The organism is Brevibacterium sp. RIT 803 (assembly GCF_016892625.1).
In the GTDB taxonomy this organism is placed as follows: Bacteria; Actinomycetota; Actinomycetes; order Actinomycetales; family Brevibacteriaceae; genus Brevibacterium.
The window spans coordinates 343,146-369,681 of the sequence record NZ_JAFEMW010000006.1 but is presented as its reverse complement, the minus strand read 5'-3'; the positions used below and the strand labels follow the sequence as shown (position 1 = coordinate 369,681).

At 57.9% G+C, this 26,536-nt stretch carries 24 protein-coding genes; 10 read left to right on the top strand and 14 right to left on the bottom strand.

The features are described from left to right. Positions 1-21 precede the first annotated feature (21 nt). Genes JTF07_RS19635 through fabG form a run of 5 tightly spaced genes read left to right on the top strand, consistent with a single transcriptional unit; the run spans position 22 to position 6,331 of the window. On the top strand, positions 22-2,169 hold the full coding sequence (locus tag JTF07_RS19635; protein WP_204235853.1) for an acetate--CoA ligase family protein: 2,148 nt from the start codon (positions 22-24) through the stop codon (positions 2,167-2,169). Next, the gene (locus JTF07_RS19630; RefSeq protein WP_204235852.1) at positions 2,166-3,002 is read left to right on the top strand and encodes an enoyl-CoA hydratase/isomerase family protein; all 837 of its coding nucleotides are present in this window, start codon (positions 2,166-2,168) and stop codon (positions 3,000-3,002) included. Before JTF07_RS19635 ends, JTF07_RS19630 begins: the two co-directional genes overlap by 4 nt. Further along, positions 2,999-4,195, top strand: coding sequence for an acetyl-CoA C-acetyltransferase (locus tag JTF07_RS19625; RefSeq protein WP_204235851.1), 1,197 nt, complete (start codon positions 2,999-3,001; stop codon positions 4,193-4,195). Before JTF07_RS19630 ends, JTF07_RS19625 begins: the two co-directional genes overlap by 4 nt. Positions 4,196-4,253: 58 nt before the next feature. Beyond that, on the top strand, positions 4,254-5,540 hold the full coding sequence (locus tag JTF07_RS19620) for an SLC13 family permease (RefSeq protein ID WP_204235850.1): 1,287 nt from the start codon (positions 4,254-4,256) through the stop codon (positions 5,538-5,540). Between the two features lie 47 nt (positions 5,541-5,587). Beyond that, a complete protein-coding gene (fabG, locus tag JTF07_RS19615) occupies positions 5,588-6,331 on the top strand; it encodes a 3-oxoacyl-ACP reductase FabG (protein WP_204235849.1) in 744 nt (247 codons plus the stop codon). A gap of 386 nt (positions 6,332-6,717) precedes the next feature. Here the strand turns inward: fabG and JTF07_RS19610 are convergent, their stop codons facing one another. From JTF07_RS19610 to dctP, 9 genes are all read right to left on the bottom strand, one after another. Continuing rightward, the gene (locus JTF07_RS19610) at positions 6,718-7,680 is read right to left on the bottom strand and encodes an SDR family oxidoreductase (protein ID WP_204235848.1); all 963 of its coding nucleotides are present in this window, start codon (positions 7,678-7,680) and stop codon (positions 6,718-6,720) included. Between the two features lie 1,201 nt (positions 7,681-8,881). After that, positions 8,882-9,040, bottom strand: a complete 159-nt coding sequence (locus tag JTF07_RS19605; protein ID WP_204235847.1) for a hypothetical protein — start codon at positions 9,038-9,040, stop codon at positions 8,882-8,884. 549 nt (positions 9,041-9,589) lie between these two features. After that, on the bottom strand, positions 9,590-9,847 hold the full coding sequence (locus JTF07_RS20750) for an excisionase family DNA-binding protein (RefSeq protein WP_204235924.1): 258 nt from the start codon (positions 9,845-9,847) through the stop codon (positions 9,590-9,592). 553 nt (positions 9,848-10,400) lie between these two features. After that, positions 10,401-11,123 carry an IclR family transcriptional regulator gene (locus tag JTF07_RS19595; RefSeq protein ID WP_204235846.1) on the bottom strand — a complete coding sequence of 241 codons (723 nt, stop codon included), beginning with the start codon at positions 11,121-11,123 and terminating at the stop codon, positions 10,401-10,403. A 47-nt stretch (positions 11,124-11,170) separates the two neighbouring features. Then, positions 11,171-11,545: a cupin domain-containing protein gene (locus tag JTF07_RS19590; protein ID WP_204235845.1), complete on the bottom strand. Its 375-nt coding sequence runs from the start codon at positions 11,543-11,545 to the stop codon at positions 11,171-11,173. Continuing rightward, positions 11,542-12,729 (bottom strand): CaiB/BaiF CoA transferase family protein, encoded by a 1,188-nt coding sequence (locus JTF07_RS19585; protein ID WP_204235844.1) that lies wholly within the window; start codon positions 12,727-12,729, stop codon positions 11,542-11,544. The genes JTF07_RS19590 and JTF07_RS19585 overlap by 4 nt, the downstream gene beginning before the upstream one ends. Continuing rightward, positions 12,726-14,018, bottom strand: a complete 1,293-nt coding sequence (locus JTF07_RS19580) for a TRAP transporter large permease (protein ID WP_204235843.1) — start codon at positions 14,016-14,018, stop codon at positions 12,726-12,728. Before JTF07_RS19580 ends, JTF07_RS19585 begins: the two co-directional genes overlap by 4 nt. Then, on the bottom strand, positions 14,018-14,551 hold the full coding sequence (locus tag JTF07_RS19575; RefSeq protein ID WP_139908208.1) for a TRAP transporter small permease: 534 nt from the start codon (positions 14,549-14,551) through the stop codon (positions 14,018-14,020). The genes JTF07_RS19580 and JTF07_RS19575 overlap by 1 nt, the downstream gene beginning before the upstream one ends. Next, positions 14,526-15,611 carry a TRAP transporter substrate-binding protein DctP gene (gene dctP / locus JTF07_RS19570; RefSeq protein WP_204235842.1) on the bottom strand — a complete coding sequence of 362 codons (1,086 nt, stop codon included), beginning with the start codon at positions 15,609-15,611 and terminating at the stop codon, positions 14,526-14,528. Before dctP ends, JTF07_RS19575 begins: the two co-directional genes overlap by 26 nt. Positions 15,612-15,854: 243 nt before the next feature. Here dctP and JTF07_RS19565 point away from each other — a divergent pair, with 243 nt between their 5' ends. From JTF07_RS19565 to JTF07_RS19550, 4 genes are all read left to right on the top strand, one after another. Continuing rightward, positions 15,855-16,568: a FadR/GntR family transcriptional regulator gene (locus JTF07_RS19565; RefSeq protein WP_204235841.1), complete on the top strand. Its 714-nt coding sequence runs from the start codon at positions 15,855-15,857 to the stop codon at positions 16,566-16,568. Positions 16,569-16,596: 28 nt separating this feature from the next. Next, positions 16,597-16,974: a cupin domain-containing protein gene (locus tag JTF07_RS19560; protein ID WP_204235840.1), complete on the top strand. Its 378-nt coding sequence runs from the start codon at positions 16,597-16,599 to the stop codon at positions 16,972-16,974. A 228-nt stretch (positions 16,975-17,202) separates the two neighbouring features. Then, entirely contained in the window at positions 17,203-18,615 is a 1,413-nt protein-coding gene (locus JTF07_RS19555) for an MFS transporter (protein WP_204235839.1), read from the top strand. A gap of 24 nt (positions 18,616-18,639) precedes the next feature. After that, on the top strand, positions 18,640-19,536 hold the full coding sequence (locus tag JTF07_RS19550; protein ID WP_204235838.1) for a polysaccharide deacetylase family protein: 897 nt from the start codon (positions 18,640-18,642) through the stop codon (positions 19,534-19,536). Between the two features lie 401 nt (positions 19,537-19,937). Here the strand turns inward: JTF07_RS19550 and JTF07_RS19545 are convergent, their stop codons facing one another. The 5 genes from JTF07_RS19545 to JTF07_RS19525 all read right to left on the bottom strand — a co-directional run bounded on the left by JTF07_RS19545 (position 19,938) and on the right by JTF07_RS19525 (position 25,138). Then, on the bottom strand, positions 19,938-21,338 hold the full coding sequence (locus tag JTF07_RS19545; protein WP_204235837.1) for an aldehyde dehydrogenase family protein: 1,401 nt from the start codon (positions 21,336-21,338) through the stop codon (positions 19,938-19,940). Then, positions 21,335-21,931, bottom strand: coding sequence for a thiamine pyrophosphate-dependent enzyme (locus tag JTF07_RS19540; RefSeq protein WP_204235836.1), 597 nt, complete (start codon positions 21,929-21,931; stop codon positions 21,335-21,337). Before JTF07_RS19540 ends, JTF07_RS19545 begins: the two co-directional genes overlap by 4 nt. 1 nt (position 21,932) lies before the next feature. Further along, positions 21,933-22,475, bottom strand: a complete 543-nt coding sequence (locus JTF07_RS19535) for a thiamine pyrophosphate-binding protein (protein ID WP_204235835.1) — start codon at positions 22,473-22,475, stop codon at positions 21,933-21,935. Positions 22,476-22,557: 82 nt separating this feature from the next. Beyond that, a complete protein-coding gene (locus tag JTF07_RS19530; protein WP_204235834.1) occupies positions 22,558-23,853 on the bottom strand; it encodes an Nramp family divalent metal transporter in 1,296 nt (431 codons plus the stop codon). A 148-nt stretch (positions 23,854-24,001) separates the two neighbouring features. After that, on the bottom strand, positions 24,002-25,138 hold the full coding sequence (locus tag JTF07_RS19525; RefSeq protein ID WP_204235833.1) for a mandelate racemase/muconate lactonizing enzyme family protein: 1,137 nt from the start codon (positions 25,136-25,138) through the stop codon (positions 24,002-24,004). Between the two features lie 374 nt (positions 25,139-25,512). On the opposite strand from JTF07_RS19525, the gene JTF07_RS19520 reads away from it, so the two are divergent. Further along, the gene (locus tag JTF07_RS19520) at positions 25,513-26,454 is read left to right on the top strand and encodes a LysR family transcriptional regulator (RefSeq protein WP_204235832.1); all 942 of its coding nucleotides are present in this window, start codon (positions 25,513-25,515) and stop codon (positions 26,452-26,454) included. The last annotated feature ends 82 nt before the right edge of the window (positions 26,455-26,536 follow it).

Here is a 26,536-nt window from a genome sequence, read left to right as displayed (position 1 = left end):
TTTTCTCAAGGAAGAGTCTGAATGCGCCTCAATACATCCTCCCCGGCCCAGCCGAGTTCACCGGGTACTCATGTCCTCGATCGTGCACTACGTCCACATTCGGTGGCGATCGTCGGCGCTTCGGACGACACCTCACGCATCTCGGGAAGGGCCTTGCATTATCTGAAGTCCGCTTGCTTCACGGGCCGGATCTTTGCGATCAACCCCAAGCGCGACATCGTTCAGGGGCTACCGGCCTATCCGTCACTGGCCGACGTCCCGGAAACACCGGACATTGCCCTCATCTGTCTCGGTGCCGCTCATCTTCGTCAAGCCATCATCGATTGCGCCGAAGTTGGAATCGGTGCAGCAGTGATCTTCGCTGCGGGATTCGCAGAGACCGGTGAAGAGGGCATAGTGGCCCAGCGCGAAATTGAGGAACTGGCGCGAGAAGGCGGCGTGCGTCTCTTCGGCCCCAACTGCCTCGGGGTAATGAACTCGGCGATCGGGTTTATGGGTACGTTCTCCAGCGCCTTCGACGGTCAAGCCCCTGCTCCCGGAGGAATTGCCATCGTGAGCCAGAGTGGAGCGTACGGCGGGCATCTTGCCTATCTCTGTGCGAAACGGAACATGGGGGTCAGCTACTGGATCTCCACGGGCAATGAAAGCGACGTCGATGTCGCCGAATGCATCGATTGGCTGGCCACACAAAATGATGTGTCTGTCATCTTGGCATACGCCGAGGGCGTGCAGGAGGGAGCGCGATTCACTAATGCGCTTGAGACCGCGAGACGCAATCGAACCCCTGTCGTGTTCATGAAGGTCGGCGAATCACCTCTTGGTGCTCATGCGGCACAATCGCACACTGCGAGCCTGGCAGGAGAAGACAAAGTGTTCGACGCGGCCCTTCGGCAATACGGTGCCTACCGCGCGCGGACCACTCAGGAGCAGATCGATGTCGCCTATGCCTGCAGCCGCAGAATCTACCCGGCCGGGAGAAACCTCGGTGTCGTCACCGTTTCGGGCGGATTCGGCGTGCAGCTCTGCGATGCTGCGGACAGGCACGAACTCTATGTCTCACCACTGGCAGAGCAGGGCAGAGCGAAGCTGCGTGAGATCAACCCTATGGGCAGCGACAACAATCCCTGTGATACCACAGCCAACTGGCTCAACGACCCGTCTCTCATCACCCAGACACTGAACGTCATGTATGCCGAAGGTGGCTACGACAGCATCATTGCCGCACTGACGATGCTTCCCGATACTCAGCATGCTGGAGAACGAGTGCGTGAGGCGATCACTGCAGGCACCACGAACTTCCTCGATCGCCCGACACTGCTCTGCATGGAGGCGCGCGATTCGGTCATCAAGGCCTACGAGGAGGACGGTTTCCTCGTCTTTGACGATGCCGAACGTGCCACTGTGGCGTTGAGCGCACTCAGCTATTTCGTTGAAGAATGGGCATCGCCTCGTACACGTTCGACGAAAGCCGGTGACGGCACAGCGCTGGGAGCAGTCGCACTCTCGGAAGCCGCCGCTCGTTCGACCCTGGCCTCCGCAGGCATTCCATTCCTCCCGGCCGAGGTTGCCTCCACCTCCGACGAGCTCGCCGCGACAACAGTCCGAATGAGTGGCCCCTACGCCATCAAGATCGTCTCCGCGGACATCGCGCATAAAACCGAGATCGGCGGGGTCGTCCTTGACGTGCCGGATGCCGCCGCCGCCGAGACCGCACGTCAAGACATTTTTGCCAGGACAGCCACTTTGATGCCGGATGCGCAGGTGGAGGGGGTGCTGGTGTCACCGATGGCACCCGAGGGTATCGAGGTCATCATCGGAGTGACCAACGACCCGATCTTCGGACCAGTGACGATGTTCGGGCTCGGCGGAACCGAGGCTGAACTCTTCGAGGATGTGGCACTGCGCATTGGAAGAATCAGCGCTGATGAAGCGGCGGCAATGATCGCCGAGACTCGGTCTTCGGCACTGCTCGACGGATACCGTGGTAACCCGGCTGGTGACCGTGCTGCTCTGGCCGAAGCGATTGCGGCACTTTCCGAATTCGGTGCCGCTCACGCAGACCAGCTCGATTCCGTGGAGATCAATCCGCTCCTCGTCCTCCCGCCGGGCGAAGGAGTCATCGCCCTCGACGCGCTCATCGTTCCACCGCGCCGGGAGCAGGTGCTGTGAGCGCATCCAATGAGGAGACACTCGTCAGATTTCACATGGTCGGACCCACTGCCGTCCTGACACTGGCCAACGGACCTGTCAACGTCATGAGCATTCCGATGGCCCAGCAACTCGAAATCCTCGTCGACAGGTGCGCCCAGGACGATCGGATTCGTGCCGTCGTTGTCACAGGTGATGGGAAGCGCGCATTCTGCGCCGGCTCAGACATTCAGGAATTCCCACAGCTGCAGGAACCTGGCACGGCCGTGGAGAAGAAACTGCGCCGACAGAACTCCGTCTTCGCTGCACTCTCGGAAATGCCCAAACCCACAGTCGCAGCCCTCCAGGGACTGGCCTACGGTGGAGGCCTCGAGCTGGCATTGTGCTGTGATCTCATCCTCGCAGAAGAACAGATCACTCTGGCACTGCCGGAGACCAACCTCGGGGTGTTTCCCAGCAGCGGTGGCACGTACCGCACCGTTCGACGCACCTCCGCGGCTCGAGCCAAGGAGCTGATCTTCCTCGCTGAACCCATCAGCGCATCCACTGCCGCCGATTGGGGGCTGGTCAACCGGGTCGTTGCCGAAGGGTCCGCACTCGAAGAAGCCCTTGCCCTCGGCAAGCGATTGGCTACCCGGCCGCCACAGGCGATTGCTTTCGCCAAACAACTCATCGACGAGGCTTCGGCTCATTCCGATCGCGACATGATCGAACGATCGCTGGAGGCCAGTGACATTGCCTTCAGCTCAGACGAATGCTTTGAAGGCACGCGTGCTTTCCAGGCGCACAGACAACCGCAGTTTCACCGCACCGAACATTGTGAAACGGGAGAAGACAAGGAAGAGACTGAATGAAACGTGCAGCCATCGTCGCTCCGAGACGAACACCCATCGGCAGTTACGGCAAGAGTCTCAAACCGGTCTCTGTCGAAGACCTCGGCGCTACCGTCGTCAATGCCGTCCTTGACAGCAGCGGTGTGGATCCCGAGCGCATCGAAGAAGTCGTCTTTGCCCAGTCGTATGCCAACAGTGAGGTGCCCTGTGTGGGGCGGTGGGTCGCATTGCAGGCAGGTCTGCCGATCCATGTCGCAGGCATGCAGCTCGACCGTCGCTGCGGCAGCGGACTGCAGGCGATCGCGACCGCAGCCATGATGGTCCAGACCGGAGCGGCCACAGCAGTCATCGCCGGAGGGGTCGAGTCCATGAGCAACATCGAGTACTACTCGACTGATATGCGCTGGGGGTCACGATCGGGCAGTACGACGATGCACGATCGACTGGAACGCGGCCGTGAACGCTCACAACCAGTTGAGCGCTTCGGCTACATCTCCGGCATGATCGAGACCGCGGAGAACCTGGCACGGGACTACGGCATCTCGCGTGAGGAATCGGACGGATTCGCAGTTCGCAGCCATCAGCGGGCCGCACGCGCATGGGAAACTGGTGCCTTCAATGACGAGGTGGTTCCTGTCCGCGTCCCGCAGCGAAAGGGACCGGCCATCGACATCACCCGCGACGAAGGTATCCGGGCAGATACCTCGGTGGAAGAGCTTGCCTCGCTGAAGACCATGGTCGACGGCGGTGTCGTGACCGCAGGCAACGCAAGCCAGCAGAACGACGCGGCAGCGGCCTGCCTCATCGTCGCAGAAGATGCGCTTGACGAACTCGGACTCGAACCCCTGGGGTACCTTACAGGATGGACCGCCGTGGGATGCGATCCGGCACACATGGGGATCGGCCCGGTCCCGGCAGTCGAGAAGCTCTTCGCCCGAACGGGGCTTGGATTCGATGATATGAGCCTCGTCGAACTCAACGAAGCCTTCGCGCCGCAGGCACTGGCCGTGCTCAAGGGGTGGGGGTGGAACGACATGGACCGGCTCAACGTCAACGGTTCCGGAATCTCACTCGGACACCCTGTCGGTGCAACCGGAGTGCGAATCATGACGACACTACTCCACGAACTCAAACGCCGAGGCGGTGGCTACGGGCTGGAAACCATGTGCATCGGCGGAGGGCAAGGCATGGCTGCCATCGTCGAATCCGCCTGATCAACAAGTCGTCCTTCCACAGCAAGCCTTTCGGCCTGAACTCAACGAGGAGAAATCAGTGGTCGCACTCCCAATAATCACCATCATCATCGTCGCCATCGCGATGGTGTCATTCGTGCTCGAAAAGATCCCGATCGCCGTCACAGCCGTGCTCGCGGCCCTGCTCATGGCACTCGTCGGCGCGATCGAACTCGAAGACGCCTACAGTCCATTCGGCAGCACCGTCACAGTCTTCTGCGCAGGCATGATGGTCGTCGGCAACGCCCTGTTCAAAACCGGGTTCGCTGACTTCGTCGCCAGAAAATTCGAAGCCATCGGTCTCTACCGCAACGAACGCGCACTGGTCACCGTGGTCACAGCAGTCACCGCAGTGCTCTCGGCATTCCTGAGCAACAGCGCCGTAGTCGCCATCTTCATCCCACTTATCGCCATCGTCGCGGCAAGATCGAACGGTCGGATCCGAATGCCGCTGGCAATCATGGGCGCGGGCATCGGCTCGGCGATCGGCGGCATCGCCACCCTCACCGGATCGACCGCGCAGCTGGTCACACAGGGCATTCTCGAAACGACCGACGGAACAGAGCCGATGGGGATCTTCACCCTCACGAAAATCGGCGGTCCGCTCATTCTCGTCACTGTCGTCTACATGGCGACTATCGGCTACCACTTGAGCAACAGGGTACTGACCTTCGAGGCACCAGATCTTCTGGCTGAACACAAGGACGCTAACGGGAACGACCCCAAGAAACCAGCTTCGTGGAAGTTGCCGTTTTCCATGCTCCTCATGGTCGCCATCATCATCGGATTCGTCTCAGGGATCTGGAACATCGCGATCATTGCGGTCATCGGCGCAATCCTCATGATCCTCACCGGCTGCATTACGCTCAAAGACGCCATCAAAGGCATGGACTGGAATACGCTGATCATCCTCTCTGCTGCTCAGGCTTTCGGACAAGGTCTCACAGACTCAGGAGGCGGTCAGCTCATCGCTGACGGCATCGTCGGTGTCTTCGGTGAGGCCTCGAGCCCATGGCTCGTCCTCAGCATCTTCATCATCGTCGCGGCGATTCTGACGAACTTCGCCTCAAACACCGCGTTGACAGCGATGTTCGTTCCCATCGTGATCTCGGTTGCCCTATCGTTCGACGCAAATCCAACGAGCTGGGCAATCGCGGTAACACTGGCCTGCAACATTGCCGTTGGAACCCCTATTGGAACCGCGGCCATGACACAGACCCTCGTCGGTGGGTTCCGCTACATGGACTACGTCAAGATCGGCGGTCCTTTGGTCCTCATCCTGGCCGCAATCACTGCCCTGATGGCACCATTTGCCTACCCGTTCTGATGTCAGCAACTCAATAACCACAAGTCAATTTCACTCAAGGAGTTCACATGAGTCTTCTCGAAGACCGCACCGCAATCATCACCGGAGCCGCACAAGGGCTTGGATTCGCTATCGCAGAAGCATTCGTCGCCGAAGGAGCCAACGTCATCCTCGGCGACCTCAACGAAGAAGCAGCCATCTCAGCCGCACGCAGTCTAGATGTGGGGGAGCGTGCCCTGGGGATGGCCTGCAACGTCGTCGACCTAGACCAAGTCGGCCTGTTGTGCCGAACCGCCCTAGAGAAGTTCGGAACCCTGGACGTAATGGTCAACAATGCGGGCATCACACGCGATGCCACCATCCGCAAAATGGCTGAAGAGCAATTCGACCAAGTTGTTGCCGTGCATCTGCGCGGGACCTGGAACGGTGTGAAGTCAGCGACAGGGATCATGCGCGAGCAAGCCACTGGAGGCTCGATCATCAACGTGTCCTCCATCTCGGGAAAGGTCGGTATGCTCGGACAGACGAATTACTCGGCCGCCAAAGCGGGCATCGTCGGTATGACGAAAGCAGCCGCCAAAGAGGTCGGATTCAAAAACGTGCGCATCAACGCGATCCAGCCGGGCTTCATCAACACACCCATGACGTCATCGATGCGGCAAGATGTCATCGATGCCAAACTCGCCGAGATCCCTATGGGACGCCCCGGCGAACCCAGCGAGATTGCTTCCGCCGTGGTGTTCCTGGCGTCAGACCTGTCCTCCTATGTCACTGGTACAGTCCTCGAGATCGCCGGAGGACGTCACATATGAGTCGACGTGTTCGGCCCAGTCAAACATCGATTGAGCCCTGAAAGCTCATGGTACCGACCTCGCTTCGTCGAGCAGGCAAAGATCGACGTCACCTCACCCCGGGACGTTCGAACGAGCGAGCCCAGCACCGACTCCTAGTGTGAAGCTGCTTGCTCGACGCATCTGTCGGCCGTAACACGGTGGTGCTCAAGCAAATGGTGGCCGGATAACATCGTCGGGAGTGATGGTGCGACACCTTCTTTGCCTCGGCCTGCAGGCACCTTTTATCCGGCCCAGTGTCGTCGAGCGGTTGTCGCCTGTGAGGCACCACGAAAGCTCGCCGGAGGTAACATCGCCTCCGGCGAGCTTTCTGCTGAGAAACGGCTAGATGACCAGCCCCGAGTATGTCAGAGCGCGGCCACCATCCCACCGTCGATGACCATGTTCTGGCCGGTCACGAAGTCGGAGTCGACGGAAGCGAAGAAGAGCAACGCGCCCACCAGTTCCTCGGTCTCACCCCACCGATCAGCGGGAGTCCTGTCGCGTAGCCAGCGATCAAACTGCGGATCATTGACCAGCGCCGCGTTCATCTCGGTGCGGAAATATCCGGGAGAGAGCGTGTTGACTTGGATATTCCATTCGGCAAAGTCAACGGCCATGGCGTTAGTCAGGCCGTGGACGCCGAACTTGGCCGCAGTGTAGGGTCCCACACCCTTGCGGGCACGCTCTGTGGTCACCGATCCGATGTTGATGATCTTGCCCCGCCCGGCATCTCGCATGAGACGACCCACTGCAGCGCCAACGCAATACGTTCCGGAGAGGTTCACAGCGATCACATCGTTCCAGGTCGCTGACTCGAGATCGAGCAGATTTCCGCGCCGCTGGATGCCGGCGTTATTGACCAGCACAGAGGGGGCGAACCCCTGTGTGACTAGATCTGTGATGCCAGCTTCCACTCGATCGGAATCTGAGACATTGAAACTGCAGGTTTGCCACCGATCCTCAGGAAAGGCGCTCAATTTCAACCATGCTTCCTCTAATGAAACATCGATAGAGGCATGCACGATCACCCGTGCCCCTGACTTCAGAAAGGCTTGGGCATAGGTCCAGCCCAGCCCACGGGCGCTGATGAAGTCCACGGCCGAGGGCTGTGGCAGCACATTTGCGAACCACTGATGGTTTTCCAGCTTCGCGTACGTCTGATTAATCAGGCCCAACTCTGCCAGTGTGGGAATGGTGCTCTTGAACCACGCAGTGTTGCTCAATGCGGAGAATTGACCGGCGGATGTAGTACGAGCGATGTTTCTGACGATGCGTCCGATGGCATCGTTGGAAGAATCATCGTCATCCGATGTGAGAGTTGCGTCCATGAGACTACTATGCCGTAAGTGACAGTGAGTCAGTACTTCGTGAATTTGTGGTTCGTGGCCGACTCAACGTGCTCTTAGCGGTGGTCAAGGCCGGGCCTTCTACGAAGAGAACGGCCGGTTGCTACTTGGCAATAAATGTAACGGGGGATTGCAGGTCTTTTTGATCGGTGCCCCTGGCGATACTCTTGCGGGCGGTCACCGTCTTTGCACCTCCGATGGTGAGATCGGTATGGACTAGCTGAGGGCGAAGACGATCCAGTTCGGCCAAAGAGCGATTCAGGTGAGGTGTGAGTAAATGGCGGAAGTCGTCGAAGACTTGAAGCGGATTGGGTTGTTGGTGACGTAGGTCAAGGGTGACTCTTGTGCCGCGGCTCCTGCTGGCGAATGCGAGTCGACCGCTGGTTCGTGTGCAACTGTCGCTACCGCAGAATGTCGACGTAGGTGCTTCACCAACTGTGCGGTAGCGGTCGTTGGGTAAGTAATAGCCTTCTGAGCAGGCGTTTTGTGCAATGGATATTGTATTTTCAGCAAGCTTTGTAATCGAAGCATGTCTCAGTACGTGCTTCGCCAACTTGCCGATAGTTGATCTGAACGGCTCGGATACGAGGCGATCTAGCACCTGACACGCCCGGCGCGTCTCGGTTCAGCATCTCATAAATGCGCCCCGTCAGGCTTCTGCCTGACGGGGCACATGTGTGCCCATGCCGCACGAGGCCTTGGCTCCCGTGGCGCGAACCAGTTCCAATAAGGCAACCGGTCCGAGATGCTGTTGCGGGATGACTAGAGTGCACACAGTCGACTCGGGAGTAAAGCGCGCTGACCGAGCGATCCATTGAAACGCGCTTTCGGCGAGAATGACCTGCAGATCGAGGCACGGACGATTTCCTCCGTCGCTTGAGCCGAAGCGTTGCCGGCCCTGATTGAGCAGCCGACTATCTGCACTTTCGCAGTTATGCGCGGCAAACAAGGTCCACGGTGTGGCCCTGCGATTGAAGCTGATGTCTGAATCGCCTAGCCTGGGTCATGTAATGCCCCGGTGACTATTCGAACTTCAAGGTTCGGACTCCCGGGGCAACAGTCTTTTTCGGGGGTGTCCAGGACTATAGGCTGCTCGACGTCGTGGCGGCTGTCCGGCATCGTCGAGAGGTCTACAGACGATGAGACCGGTTGCCCGTTACCTTCTAAGCAGCCCCACCACCGGTCAGGTCAGCGACCCCTTTCCATCCTTACGGATGATGGGGTTACTTAAGAGGTAGGAGCCGTAGGTGGTGAGGTAGCGGTCAAGCGCCGCACGGAGAACCAGGGAGCCCTCGCCAGTGTCGGGTGTCCCGCGCAGGCTGTTGTCGCAGTTGACTCTCACCATCCTCAGCAGCCCGGCGTGCTAGTTGCGATCGCGGAACCGCGAGGCATCTATGCACCATTACGGGGCGTCGTAGGTCGTCGACATGTAATCCGTCGGTGCTGGGCGAGTAGCGACTTCGACGCGATCGAGGGCCTCCATGACCAGCGGGCGAAAGGGCCGTCGAAGACGTATTGGACGGGCAGATCGTGGAAGGACGTGTTCTCATACTGGAGTTGATCCGTGCTGCCTTGCTGGCAGGGGATGATGTACAGCGGCAGGCGGTAGCAGCCGTGATGTGGCGCAGGTACCGCAGCGCGCGTTCACGATTGAGTACGATCAGCCCTCGATCGACGAGGCGATTGACGAACTCATTCAACTCCGGGGCCGGCATGTCGTAGTGCAGAGTTCCGCGGGGACGAGCTGGGCGGGGAGCAGGGCTCTGCTGCGACTTCCGCGCTCCTCGTGGACCTAAGCAATGAAAATCCCCCAAGTGCGCATCGTGGAGAGGCGTGGGCGATGTGGTGGCTTCAAACTAGCACATTCAGCAAGCCGACGACGTCCGGCGCTTCACGCCACCGTCTTGTGGGCGCGGCGCAGATCGGCCAGGGACTCGTCGATGTCGCTGGTCTCGTCGACGTCGACGGGGACAGCATCGATGGCCGCGTACTGGGGATGCCACCGCCGCTCGCGATAGTCGAGCACGTCGGTCAAACCGATCCGGCGGTGCGTGCCTGAGTGGGTGTAGGGCAGCTGATCCTGTTCGGGAGCCTTGATGAGCGTGAGTCGGCTTATCCCCAGGAGATCAGCGGCCTGCTGTGTGGTCAGCGCCCGGCGAGGTCGGCGATACCGTGACGGACGGTCCCCGGAACATCGCGTCTACGACGTGCAGCGGGACCTCGTGGATCTCCTACGGCAACTCGACCCGATCGTCATCGGCGTCGCTCATCAGGTAGCGCCAGGGGGTGCAGGTTCAGTGCCTCCGGGACAGGGAGCACGTGATAGATACGACCGGGCTTGCCCACATAAGCGACGAGACGAGTGAACGGAGCGAGAGTATTGTTCGCGGACATAGCTGGCTCGCTATCCGAAGTGGGTGCAAGTCAATAGTGTTTGCTTCGAATGGTCTAGCGGTGCCGCTCCGTGTTCACAAGCAAAAGCCCCTAATTGAAGGGGTCATTTCAACGCGGAGTCCGGTTCGACGCCCAGGGGCTGTTCGTCCCGGGTGCGCAATTGGGCTACTGAAGCGCTACACCGAGCGTGATCATGGCCTATCATTTGCGTATTTTTCCGGAGGCAAACAGGAACATCATGCAAGCGCGCTTATAGTTGAGAACGCGCAATCAACAGAGAACTGTCGTTTGGCGTTCGTCTACACAACCTAAGCGAAGTTCCATACGTCGAGGCCGCTGCTGCTGATCACCGAACGAGCAGTACTGACCATTTCTCCAATATGAGGCCGCATTCGGACGTTTGGGCCGCCGACCGTAATCGCTGCGGCCAAGGAGGATCCAATCTTGAGCCCGAGAGCGAATGCGGACACATCTGCGACGGTTTCGCCGATGTTGAGGCCATAGCCTCTTTTACGCACTGATGTGATCTCGGCTTCAAGGGTCTCTGCCATGAGATCTTCTGATGTCAAGACGTGTGTCTTGAGCTCTGGAGTCCCAGACGCTGCCAAAAGAATCTTGCCGGCACTCGTCGGCCAGAGTGGGCGGCGGGTGTGCATTTCGGGGTTGTAGCCGATCCGCTGGCTGGACGGTACCGAGTGGACGTAGGTCAGCTCGTGATCGAGGAATACGGCGAGGGTGATGGTTTCACGGAGCTCGCTCCCAATTTGGTTCATCACGGGCGCGGCAAGTTCAACAAGGGAAGTCGCCTGGGAGGCCAACAGGGTATGAGCGCCCAGGCCGAAGACGAAATGTCCGGCTTCGTTTTCCTTTAAGTATCCTTCGGCCTCGAGTCCGCGCACGAAGCCGTAAACAGAAGATTTCGGAGCGTCCAAGTATCCGGCGATCTCAGACAGTGACGCGCCGTTAGGGGAACGCACGACGAACTCGAGGATGCCAACGACACGGCTGACTGTTCGGTGCTTCTCAACCATGACGCCAGCCTAGACGATCCACTCGACGACTAGTCGGCTCTTGCTAATCATTCGATCGTGTCGTCGGCTGCGAGGGCGGGGTAGTAGACGTTGATGAGCTCCAGTGGCTCTGTTGATAGGACCTCGACATGATGGACAACGTCAGTTGGGATCAAGACTGAGTCGCCTCCGCCCAGTTCGAGGGTTTGTGCGCCGAGTTCGACTGAACAGCGACCCGAGAGGATGTGGAGGAATTGGGTGCTCTTCAGATGGCGGTGGGGGAGCGCGGACCCACCGTGCTCGATCGTTCCGCGAACCACAGATACTGCGCCGTTGGCATCGTCGCCAGGCAAGAGCCGGAGATTCGACGTCAACGTGTGGCGCGGCGGAGTGTAGGCCTCGAGTTCCTCACCGACATAGTGCTTGATCGGTTCGCTGGTCATTTGTTTCTCCTTTGTTCGATGAGGGCCGTGATGGCCTCGCGATTTCCGTCGGCTGGCGAAGCCAGATTGACTGGCTGCAGTGGTGATTCTGAATAGCCGACGTTCGGCGTGGTTCGCCAATAGCTGCCTTCGGTGGGGTGCTCGACCAGTTCCACAGTCCCGCGTCGTCTGAGATATTCGTCGTCGACCAAGTCTTCGATCCTGTTCACTGCTTGGGCCGGGATGTCGTGGTCGTGGCAGAGTTTGATGACTTCGCTCGTCGACCGGTGAGCGGCGAATTCGGCGATGAGAGCCTGTGTTTCTTCGACATGGGCGTTGCGGTCTCGGTTCGTTGGATAAGGCACAGCTCCGTCAGCGACGGTTGGATCATCAATGGTGAGGAAGTCTCGCCACTGTCGATCGTTGTAGGGCAGAACGCAGACCCATCCGTCTGTGGTGCGGTGCGGTCGCCGAGCTGGATTGATTGTTCGGTGCCAACCAGCGTCTCCCAATGGAGGCTCGAACGTGTAGTCGTTGAGCTGTTCGACCATATTGAAGTCGGACATCACGTCGAACATAGGAACATCGACCCACTGCCCGAGGCCGGTGACATGGCGGCGGTGGATCGCAGCGAGCCCGGAATAGACCATCGACAGGGCGCAGACTTTGTCGGCGACCACGTACGGAGCGTACTGTGGCCGGCCCAATGACTTCCGATAGACATCGCTGAGACCACTGGCTGCTTGAATGATGTCGTCGTACGCGGGCCGGTCACGTTCTGGACTATTCGAAGAGAACCCTTGGGCCGTGACGAGAACACATTGGGGGTTGATCGCAGCAACGGAGTCCCAGTCGAACCCATATTTCTGACGTTGTCGTGGGAGATAGTTGGTGACGACGATGTCAGCGATTCCGATGAGTTCGTTCAGCGTGTGCTGGTCCCCAGCATTGGAGAAGTCGAGCGTGATGTTCTTCTTCCCGTCTCCGAGACTGAGCGCGGCGGCTGACATCCCGGGGCTTCGGGATTGGCCGGACCGTCGGATGACATCTCCGCTGGGAGCTTCGACGTGGATGACGTCTGCACCGAGCTTGGCGAAGAGCCTTCCGGCCAAGGGGCCCATGATGACCGTGGCGATCTCGACGACTATCAGTCCGTCGAGCGGCCCCTTGACCTGAGCATTCTGCACGGGTTGTGTGCGCGTCATAAACTTCCCATCATTTCTGGCAGTATGAGGACGATTTGCGGAAAGGCGAAGAGCAGGACACCGACGGCCAAGATCGCGAAGACGAACGGAATACTGCCGCGGAAGACATCCTCGACCGGCATTCTGGCTGCTTGAGCGACGACGAATACATTGAGGCCGAGCGGTGGAGTGATCAGCCCGATTTCGGCCAGCAGAATGACGACGATTCCGAACCAGATCGGATCGAAACCGAGCTCCGTCACAACGGGCAGAGTCACCGGCACGGTCAGCGCGATGATCGCCATCTGGTCCATGAAGAAGCCGAGAATGAGGTAGCCGACGGCGATGATCGCAACGATGACGATCGGAGCAATGGGCAGCGCCGAGAGTGAATCGACCAAACGAGGCGTCACCTGCGACTCGGTGATGAAGTGGCCGAAGACGTGGGCAGCCATGATGATCGTCAAGATCATGATCGATGAGTTCAGCGCCTCAGCGAACGATTTCGTCAGGTTCGCCCACGTGAGCTTCTTCTTCCCGAGCATCAGTCCCAGTGCACCGAGGCATCCGACTGCGGCAGCTTCGGTCGCGGTCGTGACACCGAGGAAGACCAGGCCAACGACGATGATGAAGAGTGCAGCGATCGGCACGAGGCCGGCAAGACTGCGGAATTTTTCGCGTCCGGTGCTGGCTTCGCCTCGGGGAGCTGATGACGAATTGAACGTGATCAAAATGGTGATCGTGATGACGAGTGCCACTGCCACGAGGAGGCCAGGGATGATTCCGGCGATGAGAGTCGGTCCGACCCCTGCTTCGGCTGTGATGGCGTAGAAGATGAGGAGCACGCTGGGCGGGATCATGGCCGCCAGTGTTCCTGCTGCGGCCACGACTCCGGCGCTGAGGCGTTTGTCGTAGCCCTGGCGGATGAGTTCGCCGGTTGAGGTGTGAGCGAGTGTCGCTGCCGCAGCGGTGGATGATCCCGAGACTGCAGCGAAGATGGCACCGGCCCCTACAGCCGCATGCGCTGTTCCGCCGCGCATTCGGCCAACGAGGACCTTTGCTGAGTCGAACAGGCTAGAGAGTGCGCCGCTGTGGAGGACGAACTGTGCCATGAGGATGAAGAGCGGGATAGCTGCCAGTGAATTGTTGCTGACTGCGCTTTGCGGGATCGTCATCAGTACACCGATGACATCGGCAGGGCCGCCGAGCGCCAACAGGCCGACGATGCCGCTGATCAGGATGGCAAAGGCGATTGGTATGCGGAGCAGGATGAGGGCCAGCAAGAGTGCCGTGATGGTGAGTACTAGCATCAGGCTGCACCGCCTTTGATGAAGGTCTTGGATTCCAGGAGAATGACTACAGCGGTGAACAGGCTCCCGATTGGGAGGAATGCCTGCCAGATCCAGCTATAGATCGGAAGCTGGGATGACAGTGGCGGTGGGATGTCACCGTGTTTGAGGGCTTCGAGCATTGTGATCGTCCCAGCGATGGCCAACGCAGCGATTCCCACGAAGACGACGATGAGGCTGAGCCATCGTGCGGCTGACTGCACGTTGGCCGGAAGGTGTTCATACAGCATGTCCGCAGCGACGTGTGCGCTGACTGCGTAGCCCCACGGCATGCCGAGGAAGACGATGGCCGGCAGCAGAACTTTTTCGATGAACGAGACGTTCCAGCCCAGGGGGCTTCCAGCGAAGTATCGAAGCACGACCTCAGTAAGCATGAGGACAGTGATCAGCGCGAGTGCGATGATCGCACACCATTTTGATGTGGACACGATCGCCGTGTGGATGCTGCCGTAGCGATGAGTAGAGGGGTCAGGAGTTTGATCGATTTCGCTCATTCTTGGTCACCGCCTTCTCGAATTCGGTCAGTACTTCGCTACCGGGGAGGCCAGCTGAATCGAGGCTTGTAGCCCAATCAGACTTTGCACGGCTCAGTTCACTAGTCCACTGATCTTTGGCATCGCCAGTGATTGGGACGAGCTCGACGCCGGCGTCTTTCATCAGTGATTCGGCTTCGGACTTTTCTTTGTTGAGGCCATCGCACAAGGATTGCTGGGCTTGAGCGGCTGCGTCAGTGACTTCGCCCTGTTCCTGCGGGCTAAGACCATCCCAGGTGCGTTCACTGATGACATAGGGGATGCCAACAGAGCCGAGGTTGAGGCCCTTGGTCGAGTAGTTGGCGACCTGCTCGAGGTTGTACGAGGGGACGCTGACAAATGGCATGGCGGTTCCATCGACGGTGTTACGTGTCATCGCCTCGTAGGTATCTGCCGCAGACATGCTCACTGCCGATGCCCCGATGGTTTCCATGGTGACGTCGAATGCGCCACCCGAGGAGCGAAGGAGCAGCCCGCGAACGTCGGCGGGTTCTTCGACTTTGGTGTTGCTCGTCATCACTTCGTATCCGGGGATGATCGAGACCCAAATCGGTCGAAGTCCACGGTCCTCGTACTCCTCTTTGTAAAGGATCCCGTCCTCGTCGAGGAGGTCCATCATTGAATCGGAGGCGACGCAGGCATCTGTCGTCATCATGGGCAGGTCGCCGACGCTGGACAGCGGAAGTTTGTCTTCCAGATACGCAGCTGATGCCGGGCCGATGTCGATGTTGTCGGTGGAAATGAGAGAGGCAAGATCCTCGGCGTTCCCCATCTGACCTGACGGATAGTACTCGGTGTCGATGCCGTCTTCTCTTAGCTTGTCGAGGAAGACGCTGACGCCGTGCTTGCCGAACGGGTGCTTCGGCGAATACGAGTCGGCCAGGCTAAGTGTTGGGTTTCCCGGATTCTCCGCTGGTGCACAGCCAGCGGTCGCCGTGACCGCCAGCAGCACACCGGCGGCCAATGGGAGCAATGAGCGTTTGAGTCTTGGGCGCGTGCCCGAGCTTGTGTATCGCGACATGACCTCTCTGTCTTTCGCATATAGAAACGATAGTTCGTATATCCGTTGAATAGCTTATGCGGAGTTCGACTTCGGAGTCAAAGGACGTCCTTGAGGATCGATTGCGCTTGGGCGCAAGGCATTTCAGGGATGGACGGTGGTCGATTGTGTCCCATGCGTTTGGGGCCACGGAGTCGCGGGTCGCTTCTGTTGTTCGCGCATGCGTTATTGACGATCATTCGAGAATAGGTCTAACCTCTTGATATGAAGTCATCCGACCACTCAAGCAAGGTTGCGCAGCCGAAGCGGCGATACATTCCGATCGCGCAGGATCTTCTACGAGAAATTCAGGCCGAAGACGGTCGGACGGAAAAGAAACTGCCATCGGATCGAGACCTTGCCGAACGCTATAACGCCTCCCGGAGCACCGTTCGCGAGGCAATCTTCGCCCTCGACATGATCGGGGTCATCGATGTCCGTCACGGGGACGGCACCTACATCTCGACGAGAGTCGAGCGTCTGCAATCGTCCGAACAGTTCCAATACGGTGCACGCCCGGAACATGTCATCGATACGCGTTTGGTCATCGAGCCGAGCATCGCCGGAGAACTCGCCGGCAGCCATGCCGCCATCGACGGAGCACGAAAGGTTCACGAAAACGCCGGAGCGCTCCTCGAAGTCGACGAGAACGTACCGGAGTTCACTCAACTCGCGCTCCAGTTTCATCTCGAACTCGCCGCTGCTCTCGACAATCAGCTGTTGGGAGAGCTCGCCTACGAAGTCATCTCCATCGACAACCAGCCACTTTGGGCACTGATCAACCAGCTCTCACTTCAAGATGTCGATCATCGGCACCGGCTCTACGAAGAACATCAGCAGGTTCTCGACACAGTTGCTGATGGAGATATCGACCTTGCCTACGCGACCATGAAAACCCACCTGCGCAGGAACAAATCACGAATCCTGCCTCACTCCTGATTGCATTCACAACACAAGAGGAGGTTCGATGACGAACCAGAAGTACCAGCCCGTTCGGGCTTCTGCCGGACTAGACCCGAGTTCGGGGCAGGTCGGCGAATCTGCGATGCTACTCAGCGACATCAACGTTCCCGAAATCAGCCAATGCCTGGGCGTTGCGGCGGTGAACGCAGGTGAGCCAGCCACGGCCGAACTCGCTCACAGCACGGCGGAAGTCATGTTCGTAGCTGAAGGGCAAGGCGAGCTGATCACGTCCGAGGGAACTGTGGAGTTCTCCAAAGGCGACGCGATCTACATCCCGGCAGACCTTAAACATGCGCTGCGTAACACGGGGGCGTCGGTTCTCGTATCGGTCTTCAGCTTTCCCGCCCCCAACAGACCGGCAGACAGCAACACACCACACTGAAGTCTTCTCCTCCGCGGAGAAGCGCTACACCTGATCAGTGCGGGGGATCGGCACGAGATCGCAACGATTGATGGCCGCGTCAGTGGTTGTCAGAATTCACAGACTGCCGGGACATCGAAAGAAAGTGCCGGTCCCAAATAGCGAACCTGCCAGTTCGCTATTCGGGGAACCCCGGGTACCGCCGGGGAGGATATATCGCATTCAACTGAATCGAACGATGGAGTTCTCATGAACACGACATACCACGATAAGAATCATAGTCGATTAGGCGACATAGTCGACGGAATCAAACTGACGAAAGTCCATTACCTCGCGCTGCTGCTGGTCGTGACCGGCGGACTCTTCGAGGTCATGGAACAGCTCATCCTTGCCTCACTTGGCCCGTCACTGCAGGAAGCATTCGGCGCGTCGGCCCAAGACATCGCCCTGCTGTCGACCGCGACCCTACTGGCCATCGCCGTCGGCGGAGTCACTGGGGGATACCTCGCTGACCGAGCGGGCCGCCGTGCGGTTCTCGCCGTCAGCGTCGGCATCTATTCTTTCGGATCAGTCGTCGCAGCTTTCTCGATGAACTACGAAATGCTCACCGTCGCCCGAATCATCACGGGGATCGGCGTCGGCGGTGAGATCGCCGTCGGACTGACCTACTTATCAGAGCTGACGCCCACCCGCATTCGCGGACTGTTCGTCTCTCTGTTCAACACGATCTCCGCTGGCGTCGGCATGTTCATCGCGTTCGCCTACACAATCTTCGTTCTCGGACCGTTTGCCGCGATGATCTCAGCCGGAGATGAAGCGTGGCGATGGGCATTCGGCCTGCTTGGCATCCCGGCAGTGCTCGTCTTCTTCTTCCGCCGCTATCTCCCCGAGACGCCACGGTTCCTGCTGGAGAAGCACCGGACATCAGAACTCAACGCTTCTTTGACGCGACTCGAGCAGGGCAAGATGCGTTTGAGAACCACGGGCGAAGCGGTCGAGTACTTCAGCGCCACGGAAGTGGATGCTGCTTCCGCTGAGGTCTCGGAAAGCGGTCGGGTCTCCGACTTGTTCATCTCCGGGCAGCGCAAGCGCACCATCGGGCTTTCGATCGTGGCGTTCCTCGCCTGGGGCGCTCAATTCAGTATCTTGCTCGTCATGCCACTGCTCCTCGTCGAGCGCGGCTACTCGATCAGCGGCAGCCTGACCTTCACGATGGTCCAGAACATCGGCGGGTTGCTCGGCGCGATCCTCGCTTCGATCGGTGCCTATTCGTTCCCGCGCAAACGTATGATCGCCATCGGTTCAGTCCTAGCGGCTGTAACGATTATCCTCTTCGCGTTCTTCGCCACGAGCCCCTTCCTCATCATGCTCCTCGGATTCTTGTTCAACTTCAGCGTCATGGTCGTCAACACGACAATCTGGACCTGGTCGCCTGAACTCTTCCCTACAAAGATCCGCGGTCTGGGCACCTCAGTCGTCGTCAACATCGGCTTCATCGGGGGAGCCCTGATCCCACTGGCTGCCTCAGCCCTGTTTGAGAATGTCAACGAATACATGACCTTCGGCATCGTCGTCATAATCTACATCGGCATCCTCATCATCTCCCGCGTCGTCACCGAGACGCACAATCGCTCATTCGAAGAACTCGACCCCGCTGACTGACCACACCGAACACCAAGGAGAATCATGTCTACCGAATCCACTGGCCCGATCCGCGATCTCGTCGGATACGGCGAGAAACCACCACGTCCCCAGTTCCCCGGCGACGCCAATGTCGCCGTGAACCTCGTCGTCAACTATGAAGAAGGATCCGAGTACAGTCACTTTCTCGGCGACGGCCAGAACGACTCGATCGCGGAAGTCGCCTATCCATTCCCACACGAAGTCCGCGATCTGGCGACCGAATCAATGTACGAATACGGCTCTCGGGTGGGCGTGTGGCGTCTGTTGAGACTATTTGAGGAGTTCGGCATCAATGCGACCTTCTTCGCCTGCGCTCGCGCGTTCGAGATGAACCCGGATGTCGCCACTGCCGCGCGTAAGCTCGGCCACGACCTCGTCTCCCACGGTTACCGCTGGGAAGAGCACTGGAGGATGACGCGCGAGGAAGAAGCGCAGCGCATTCATGATGCTGTCGAATCATTTAAGACCACCTGGGGGACAGCTCCCAATGGGTGGTACTGCCGCTATGGTCCCTCCATAAACACCCGCGAACTCGTCGTCGAGCACGGCGGCTTCCTCTACGATTCAGACGCCTACAACGATGACCTTCCGTACTTCACCGAAGTACAAGAAGAGCGCCATCTCGTCGTTCCATACTCGTTGACGTACAACGATATCCAGGGAACGAAAGCGCCAGGCGACTTTTTCGAGTTCGCTCGCCGCGGTTTCGACGAACTGTGGCTCGAAGGGGAGCGAGGCGCTCCGAAAATGATGTCGGTCGGACTTCATCCGCGTCTCATCGGACAGGCGGGACGGACGAACGCCCTGCGCGAGTTCATTGAGCACTGTCAGTCCAAGGGTAAGGTCTGGTTCGCTCGCCGAGATGATATTGCCAACTTGTGGATGGAGCAGTTCGGCTGACGTATTCGGCTGTCTGTGCCGACGGTATCTGAACCGACACCGTCGGCACAGACTTTACATTCTTGGCCGACAAATCCAGTCAGAGGACAGGGGAGGAGGCGGACGCCTATTGACCCAGTTGACCAGGCGACATCGAACAGTGGCCACCGCAGCGAACACCGCTTCCAAAGTCGCTCTCAAACGGGCGGGCCCGTTTGCCCATGTTTTGCCAGTAGCGAATCAAGTACTGTCTGTTGATCATCTGTGAAAACTCGGCGTCGTAGATTGGCCGTTACGTCTCTAACGTGACATTTGGAATGGTCAATCATCGAAAGAACTCTAGACCAATCGGTCGAAGTCGGTTGCTTTTGGCATACCTCTCGCGCCGAGACTAGCTTTCGATTGTTGCCATCCGTGGGTCTTCAGCTACCAGTAGACGTGACTCGCACTGCTTGAATGTTGGCAAACTCGGCTAGGCCATAGTCAGCAAGTTCACGTCCGTAGCCGCTGGCTTTGATTCCTCCGACGGGCAAACGAGGGTCGGACGCGGAGATTCCGTTGATGAACACTGATCCGGCTTTGATTCGAGCTGCGACTCTTTGGGCGCGTGTTTCATCACTGCTCCACACCGCGGAACTTAAACCGTATTGAGTGTCGTTGGCGATCGCCACGGCATCTTCCTCAGTTTCATAGAAGGTCACAGCACCGAGTGGTCCGAAGGTCTCTTCCCTTAACAGCGGGGAGTCTGAACTTTGTACTTCCATCAGGATCGGCGCGAACCAAGCGCCCGGTCCAGCCGGATGTGCAGTTTCCCCGAGCACCAGATCGCCCGAGGCCACCGCTCGACTTCTTTGATCATTTAAGTCGTTTAACAGGTCGTACCTAGCAATAGGACCAACTTCGACCTTTGGATCCATGGGATCACCCACCGACAATTCCTGCAAGTGTCGGTCGAGAGACGCGACAAATTCGCTTCTCTGTTTCCTTGGTACGAGTATGCGTTTTGCCGCAATGCACGATTGCCCATTATTGAGGAACCGCGACTTTACTGCGGCCTTGGCCGCGCTCTCGACATCTGCGTCATCGAGAACGATGAACGGGTCGGAGCCGCCGAGTTCAAGAACACATTTCTTCAGAGCAGCACCAGCTGCTTGCGCAACCAGGGCACCGACCCGCTCACTGCCAGTGAAAGTAACTGCGGCAATTCTGTCGTCCCCGATTGTCTCCGAAGCACGCTCTCCTGGCAGAACTACTGTGTTCATGATTTTGCTTCCGAATGCTTCTCGGAACGCATCTTGTATTGAAAATGCGCATCCGGTTACAGACTCTGCATGTTTGAGCACGACGACATTGCCGACTGCGATTGCTGGCAACATTGCGCGTACCACCTGCCACCACGGATAGTTCCACGGCAAAATCGCGAAGATCACACCGAGAGGACGTAGGTGCACAGCCGCGCGGTCGGGAGTGACTTCAATGTCGCGTGGTTTCAGCATCTCGGGTAGGTGAGTCGCGTAGTACTCACATGCGTTGATGCATTTGTCGATCTCACCGTGAGCCTGAGTTATCGGTTTTCCCATTTCGCGAGTGATCTGGGTGGCGAACTCGTCGCGCTGTCGCGACAAGATGGCGCTTAGCCGACGTATGCCGTCGACGCGTTGCGTCACGGTAGATCGTTTGTACTGTGCAAATGTTGCGGTTGCTTCGTCCAAGATCTCAGAGAGTGCCTTTGGGCCTGTGAACTCGAATTCGTCAATGATATTGCCGCTGGTCGGATTGATGGTTTGTATCCCTGCGCCGATTTTGAAGTTTGTACCAGTCACGCGTTGACCTCAGTCCCCTGTCCCAGGCGGTGAGTGAACCACGCCTGAAAGCGATTTGTTATCGTCACCGGATCGACCAGCAGCTTCGGCACATCGGTGGCGTTGCCTGGCTCAATTCTCATGTGGAGGAATGTCGGCCCGGCTGTGTTTAGTAGACGGGCGTACTCGCTTCTGAAGCTAGCCTCATCGTCTGCTCGTCCCACTGTCCAGCCCGATGCTTCTGCGATCGCTCCAAGGTCCACGCGATCGGCGTATGTGGGTATGTCCGCGGTCGACCCATATACCTGATTGTCGAGAAGAATGAGAAAGAGCCTGTTCGGGGAAAGGAAGCCGCCTGTCGGCAATACGTTGGGATTCATGAATAGCGAACCGTCGCCCTCAAGACCAATCACCTTTTGAACATCAGATCCTTTGGCCGCAATAGCCAGTCCGGTCGCAATAGATCCGACGAGTCCCATTGAATCGAGTACGTAGAAGTGATTGTCTCGCGTTTCAACGGCAGCCAGTTCGCGGCTCGTGGCCGCGCACGTCACCACCAGGGGGAGATCAGCGGTGAGTTCGTTAATCAACTGGAGAGCTTGATATCTTCTCATTTCAGGCGACCTTTCCATCCGTGTTCCAGAATGATCCAAGTACGATGACTGGGCGGTACGTCATCTTCGCGTGGTTGCCGGCCTCGGAGACCGTGTCTTCCCAGTCTTGGGCAGAAGATCTCCTGTCGAGTTCAATGACGGGCAGACCCAATCTGCGGAGCAAGTCGGGCGCTGGCTGGCTGACCGAATGAATCATCGAGTTGTATTCGCCGAGGCTCCCCCTGGTATTGGCAAAAATGAGCATTGGCAGGTGGTAGGAGATGGAGAAGGTGGTCAGCGCCGTGATGTTATTGCCGAAACCGTTGTCCTGCATAACGACGGCCCCAAATTTACCCGCAAGGGGGAGAGCGCCAATGACTCCGACTGCTTCTTCCTCGCGGGACAGCGGGTTGACATGAGACGATCGTCCATTATTTCCCCCATCAAGTTCTACAAGATGATCAATGACCGGGGCGACCGTAACCGAGGGAATGTAGCCGATCTCGTCGACTTGTGAGTTCCATATTCCCTGAGCTGCCGCCTGTGCGTAAGTGAGAGAGCTCATTGGTGCCTTTCTGATAGCAATGGGTGCTTCAGCTTTATGCTTTGTTGCCTCGTTTTACTACTTGTTGGATTCTGCATCCGGACTAGACCGCGCCTGTGACAGCGAGAATCCCGAAGACTACAAAGAAGAGCCCGCTTATCGTCAGGAAGGCATTTGAAAGTATTCCGTTCCGATGCCCTTTTGCCAGGCCCTTTTTGTTCATGAACCACAGCAGTGAGGCTGCTAAGAAGGGGAAGAAGATTGCGCCGAGCGCCGAGTAGATGATGACAAGTAGGACGGGCCGGTCAAAGACCAAGAGGACCATTGGTGGGAAGGCGATGAAGACGAGGAAGCCCCGAGCCCAGATGCCTTTCGGGTTGAGTATGGCTGCGGCCTGTTCTCCTGTTGCCTTCTTGACGATTCTGATGAAGTCAGCGAACAGGTGACTGCTACCGTCCCAGACTCCGAAGATCGTACTTGTTGCCGCGGCCCAGAAACCGATGAGGAACATCACCCTTGCCACGTAGCCGACTCGCTCTTGTAGCGGTTGAACCAGTGTCACTAGTCCTTCGGAGCCACTGATGTTTAGACCTGTGCCGAAAAGTAGTCCCGAGCCAATCAGCATCATCGCCAGCATGAAGATTCCAGTTGCGGCATAACCAACTGTGAGGTCTGTTCGCATCATCGGGATCCATTTCGGGCTGGTCCAACCGCGTTCCCTTACCCAGTATGGGTAGAAAGCCAATGACTGCGACCCACCAATGCCACCGATGAGCGCCAGAATAGCCAACGAAGCACCGTCAGGAATGTTCGGGATTAGCCCGGTGCCAAGAGCGGTGTAGTCCGGTTCAGTCAGGAGCGCCAGAGCGATAACCGTGATGAACATGAGGCCGATGAGAACTCCCATGACCTTCTCGAAGAGTCCATAGCGGCCCACCCACACTAGGACGAATCCCAGTAACGAATGCAGTATTGCCCATGCCCATAGCGGCATAAGACCGGGGAAGAGCGCTGACATAGCAAGTCCTGCTGCGGAGCAGATTCCAGCAGCAGTGATGAAGCTGGCAAGGATGAAGAAGACCATGAAGTATCCCGAAGCCGCTTTGCTCCATTCGTGCCATGCCTCAAGCACTGTCTTGCCGGTCACCATGAACAGTCTTCCTGTCGCCTCACTGAGCGGGAACTTTATGACTGTGCCCAGAATGATTGCCCACAGCAGCAGGCCACCGTAATTCGTTCCTGCGTTGAGGCCGTTGACCATATCGCCAGCCCCGATTCCTGTGGCGGCGATGATTAGCCCAGGTCCAACGTGTCTGAGCCGTCGCCAGCCTTGTGGTGGCTCGCTCCTACTCGACGGGCGCTGTTCTGTGCGGTTGTTGTGAGTTTCAGGATGCGTCATTACATGCCTTTCAACTGATATGGCTTAAGAGGATGGTTTGGCGTTCGAGGCGCGCTGTGGCATACGTTGACCGCATTGCGTCGGCCACCCTTGCCTTGGTCTCAATTCTGTCGATGCTCCGGCCCAGACTTGTTCAATCTGACTCAGCTCACTTCACCTCATACCGAGCGATCTTGTCTGTATCGAATTCCCATCCGATTCCTGGTCGGTCAGGAACGATGACGCTTCCGTCCTTGAACTCAAGTCGACTCTCTGGCGTCATCAGTTCCTCCATGTTGTAGATGCCCTTGGCCTTGGCGAAATGTTCAACTACTAGGCCGTTCTCCGCCGAGGCGACCAGATGGACGTGAATATTCGCGTGCCAATGCGGTGCTACGGGGACGCCAAACGACAACGCGGTGCGGGCGATCGTCACCCATTCGGTAATGCCACCGACAACTCCCGCGTCAGTCTGGAGAATAGATGCAGCGTCCTGCTGCAAGAGTTGCAGGAATTCGTGTCGTGTCTGGTGGACTTCACCTGTGGCTATTGGAGTATCGACGGATCGACTTATACGAGCGTGGCCAGCAATATCATCCGGCGTTAGGGGCTCTTCCATCCACCAGAGCCCGTGGCCTTCAGTAGCGGCCTCCAGCGATCGCGTGGCGTGAATTGCTTCAGCTGGAGTTTTGTAGGCGTTGTTCGCGTCTACTGCCAAGCGCTCGTTGGAGTCCAACACGGAGATCGCTGCTTTGATGCGTTCTGCATCTTCCTTGACGGAGGCACCGCCGACTTTGATCTTGTGGTCTTTGAACCCGAGCGACTTGTTGAACTCGATTTCTTCGCGAACTGTTTGGGGCCTGTCGGTATCTCCCGCCTTGTAGTATCCGCCCGAAGCATACGCCGGCACCGGACCTGTATGTCCTCCGAGCATGGATGCCAAAGGCAGACCAGCTCGCTTTGCTGCAAGATCCCAAAGCGCTGTATCAATTGCCGCAATGCAGCGGATGAGAATCCCTCGGCGGCCTTGCATGAGCCCTTCCTGATACAGACGTGCGTACAAGCCTGAGGTGTCAGCTGGGTCTCCACCGAAAATCGTCGATGAGAGGACATCGTCGATCAGCTCGACGGCTGACTTGGCACCTGCCGTTCCAACATACGACAGTCCTTCACCAACGAACTCGGATTTGGAATCTCGGATCTGAACGATAACGTAATCTCGTTGGTTCAATTTTCGGGTTGACTGGCTGATGTCGACTGTGACGGGGACGCGTACTCCCCGTGCTGATACTGATGTGATGGCCATTCGATTCCTTTCTTGAAGTGCAGCCAGGTGCGACTGGCTACTCATTGACGGCCGTTGTGGCCCCTTAGCTCAAGATGAAGCTTGCTTGAACAGGTGTCGGATCGGTCCGACCGTTTCCTCAGACACTCTGGTTAAAGTTGAATCGTTTCCAGGGAGTAGACAACTTGGACTTGGACCGCCTAAGCGATGGACCCATCGCCCAAGTGAAGAACTGCTTCCTATTCCCTCAGGGCCTCGTTTATCGCAAGTAGATGCCTCTCATTTCCTTTTGCATCCAGAGCCCCCTCGACATCGACACTAAGTGAGCTCGCTCACCGTCGTCCAATGCCAAAACCTGCCACAAGTCATAACATGCATGTAATGGGAGGCGAATAATGGAAGAATCACTGCGGTATCTGCGAGCAATCATCGATCAGGGAAATCTCACCCGCGCGGCCGAGTCCCTCTTCATCAGTCAACCGGCATTAAGCCGCTATCTATCCCGTCTAGAGCGATCAGTGGGTGTCGTTCTGATCGATCGGACAAACCAGCCGTTGGAACTGACGCCTGAGGGACATCGCTATTACGAGTACCTCGTAGCGGTAAATCGGCTTCGCTCGCGAATGGAAACAGATCTGGCTGATATGGGCCAGCTCGCTGGCGAGACTGTTCGTTTGGGGGCCACGACATGGCGGTCAGAAATCCTACTACCACGTGCCCTTTCGGCAATTTTGCGGCATCACCCAGAGTTGCAGATTAGCTTCTTTGGATTGTCAAATGCGGACTTGATGGGACTGGTCAGGTCCAAGAATCTTGATCTGGCTGTGATGTCAGCTGTTCGTGCAGGGGCCGGTGTCGATTTTCACATGATAACCGAGGAAGAAGTTGTCGTCGCTGGCGAAGTTCTCAAAACCCTTGGGGACCATGCTGGTTCCTTTCGATCGGGTAGTTGTGTGCCAGCGGCGAAGCTAAAGCCGATATTGCAAAGCCAGCGACTCATTTTGATGCACGCCGATCATAACCTCGGTGCAATAGTGTCTGACTTCCTAACACGCCTCGGTGTGAAGCCGAGAAAGGTGATCCGGGGCAGCAGTGTGAGCGCCGGCGTGCAGCTGTCCGCTCATTCGGCTGGGCTCACGTTCGTACCGATCCAGGCGGTGATCCGCCAGGGGTATCCAAATGTCCCCTTTGTCCGGATTGCAGAGGCCGATCTCGTGCAGACTGTTGGATTGGCGTGGCCGTCAGATGCTAAACCTCGTGGCAGGGTTGCCGAGCTCGCCAGTGTTCTTGAAGAAGAGTTACTTCTCGAGCATGCGGAGTATCAGAATCTGCTTTGATGGCCCTTCTCGGGCCCAGACTGTCGGCTCGGTTGGTAGCCCCTATCGACTGAGTTCGACGATCTCCTTTCTGTCGCCCGAA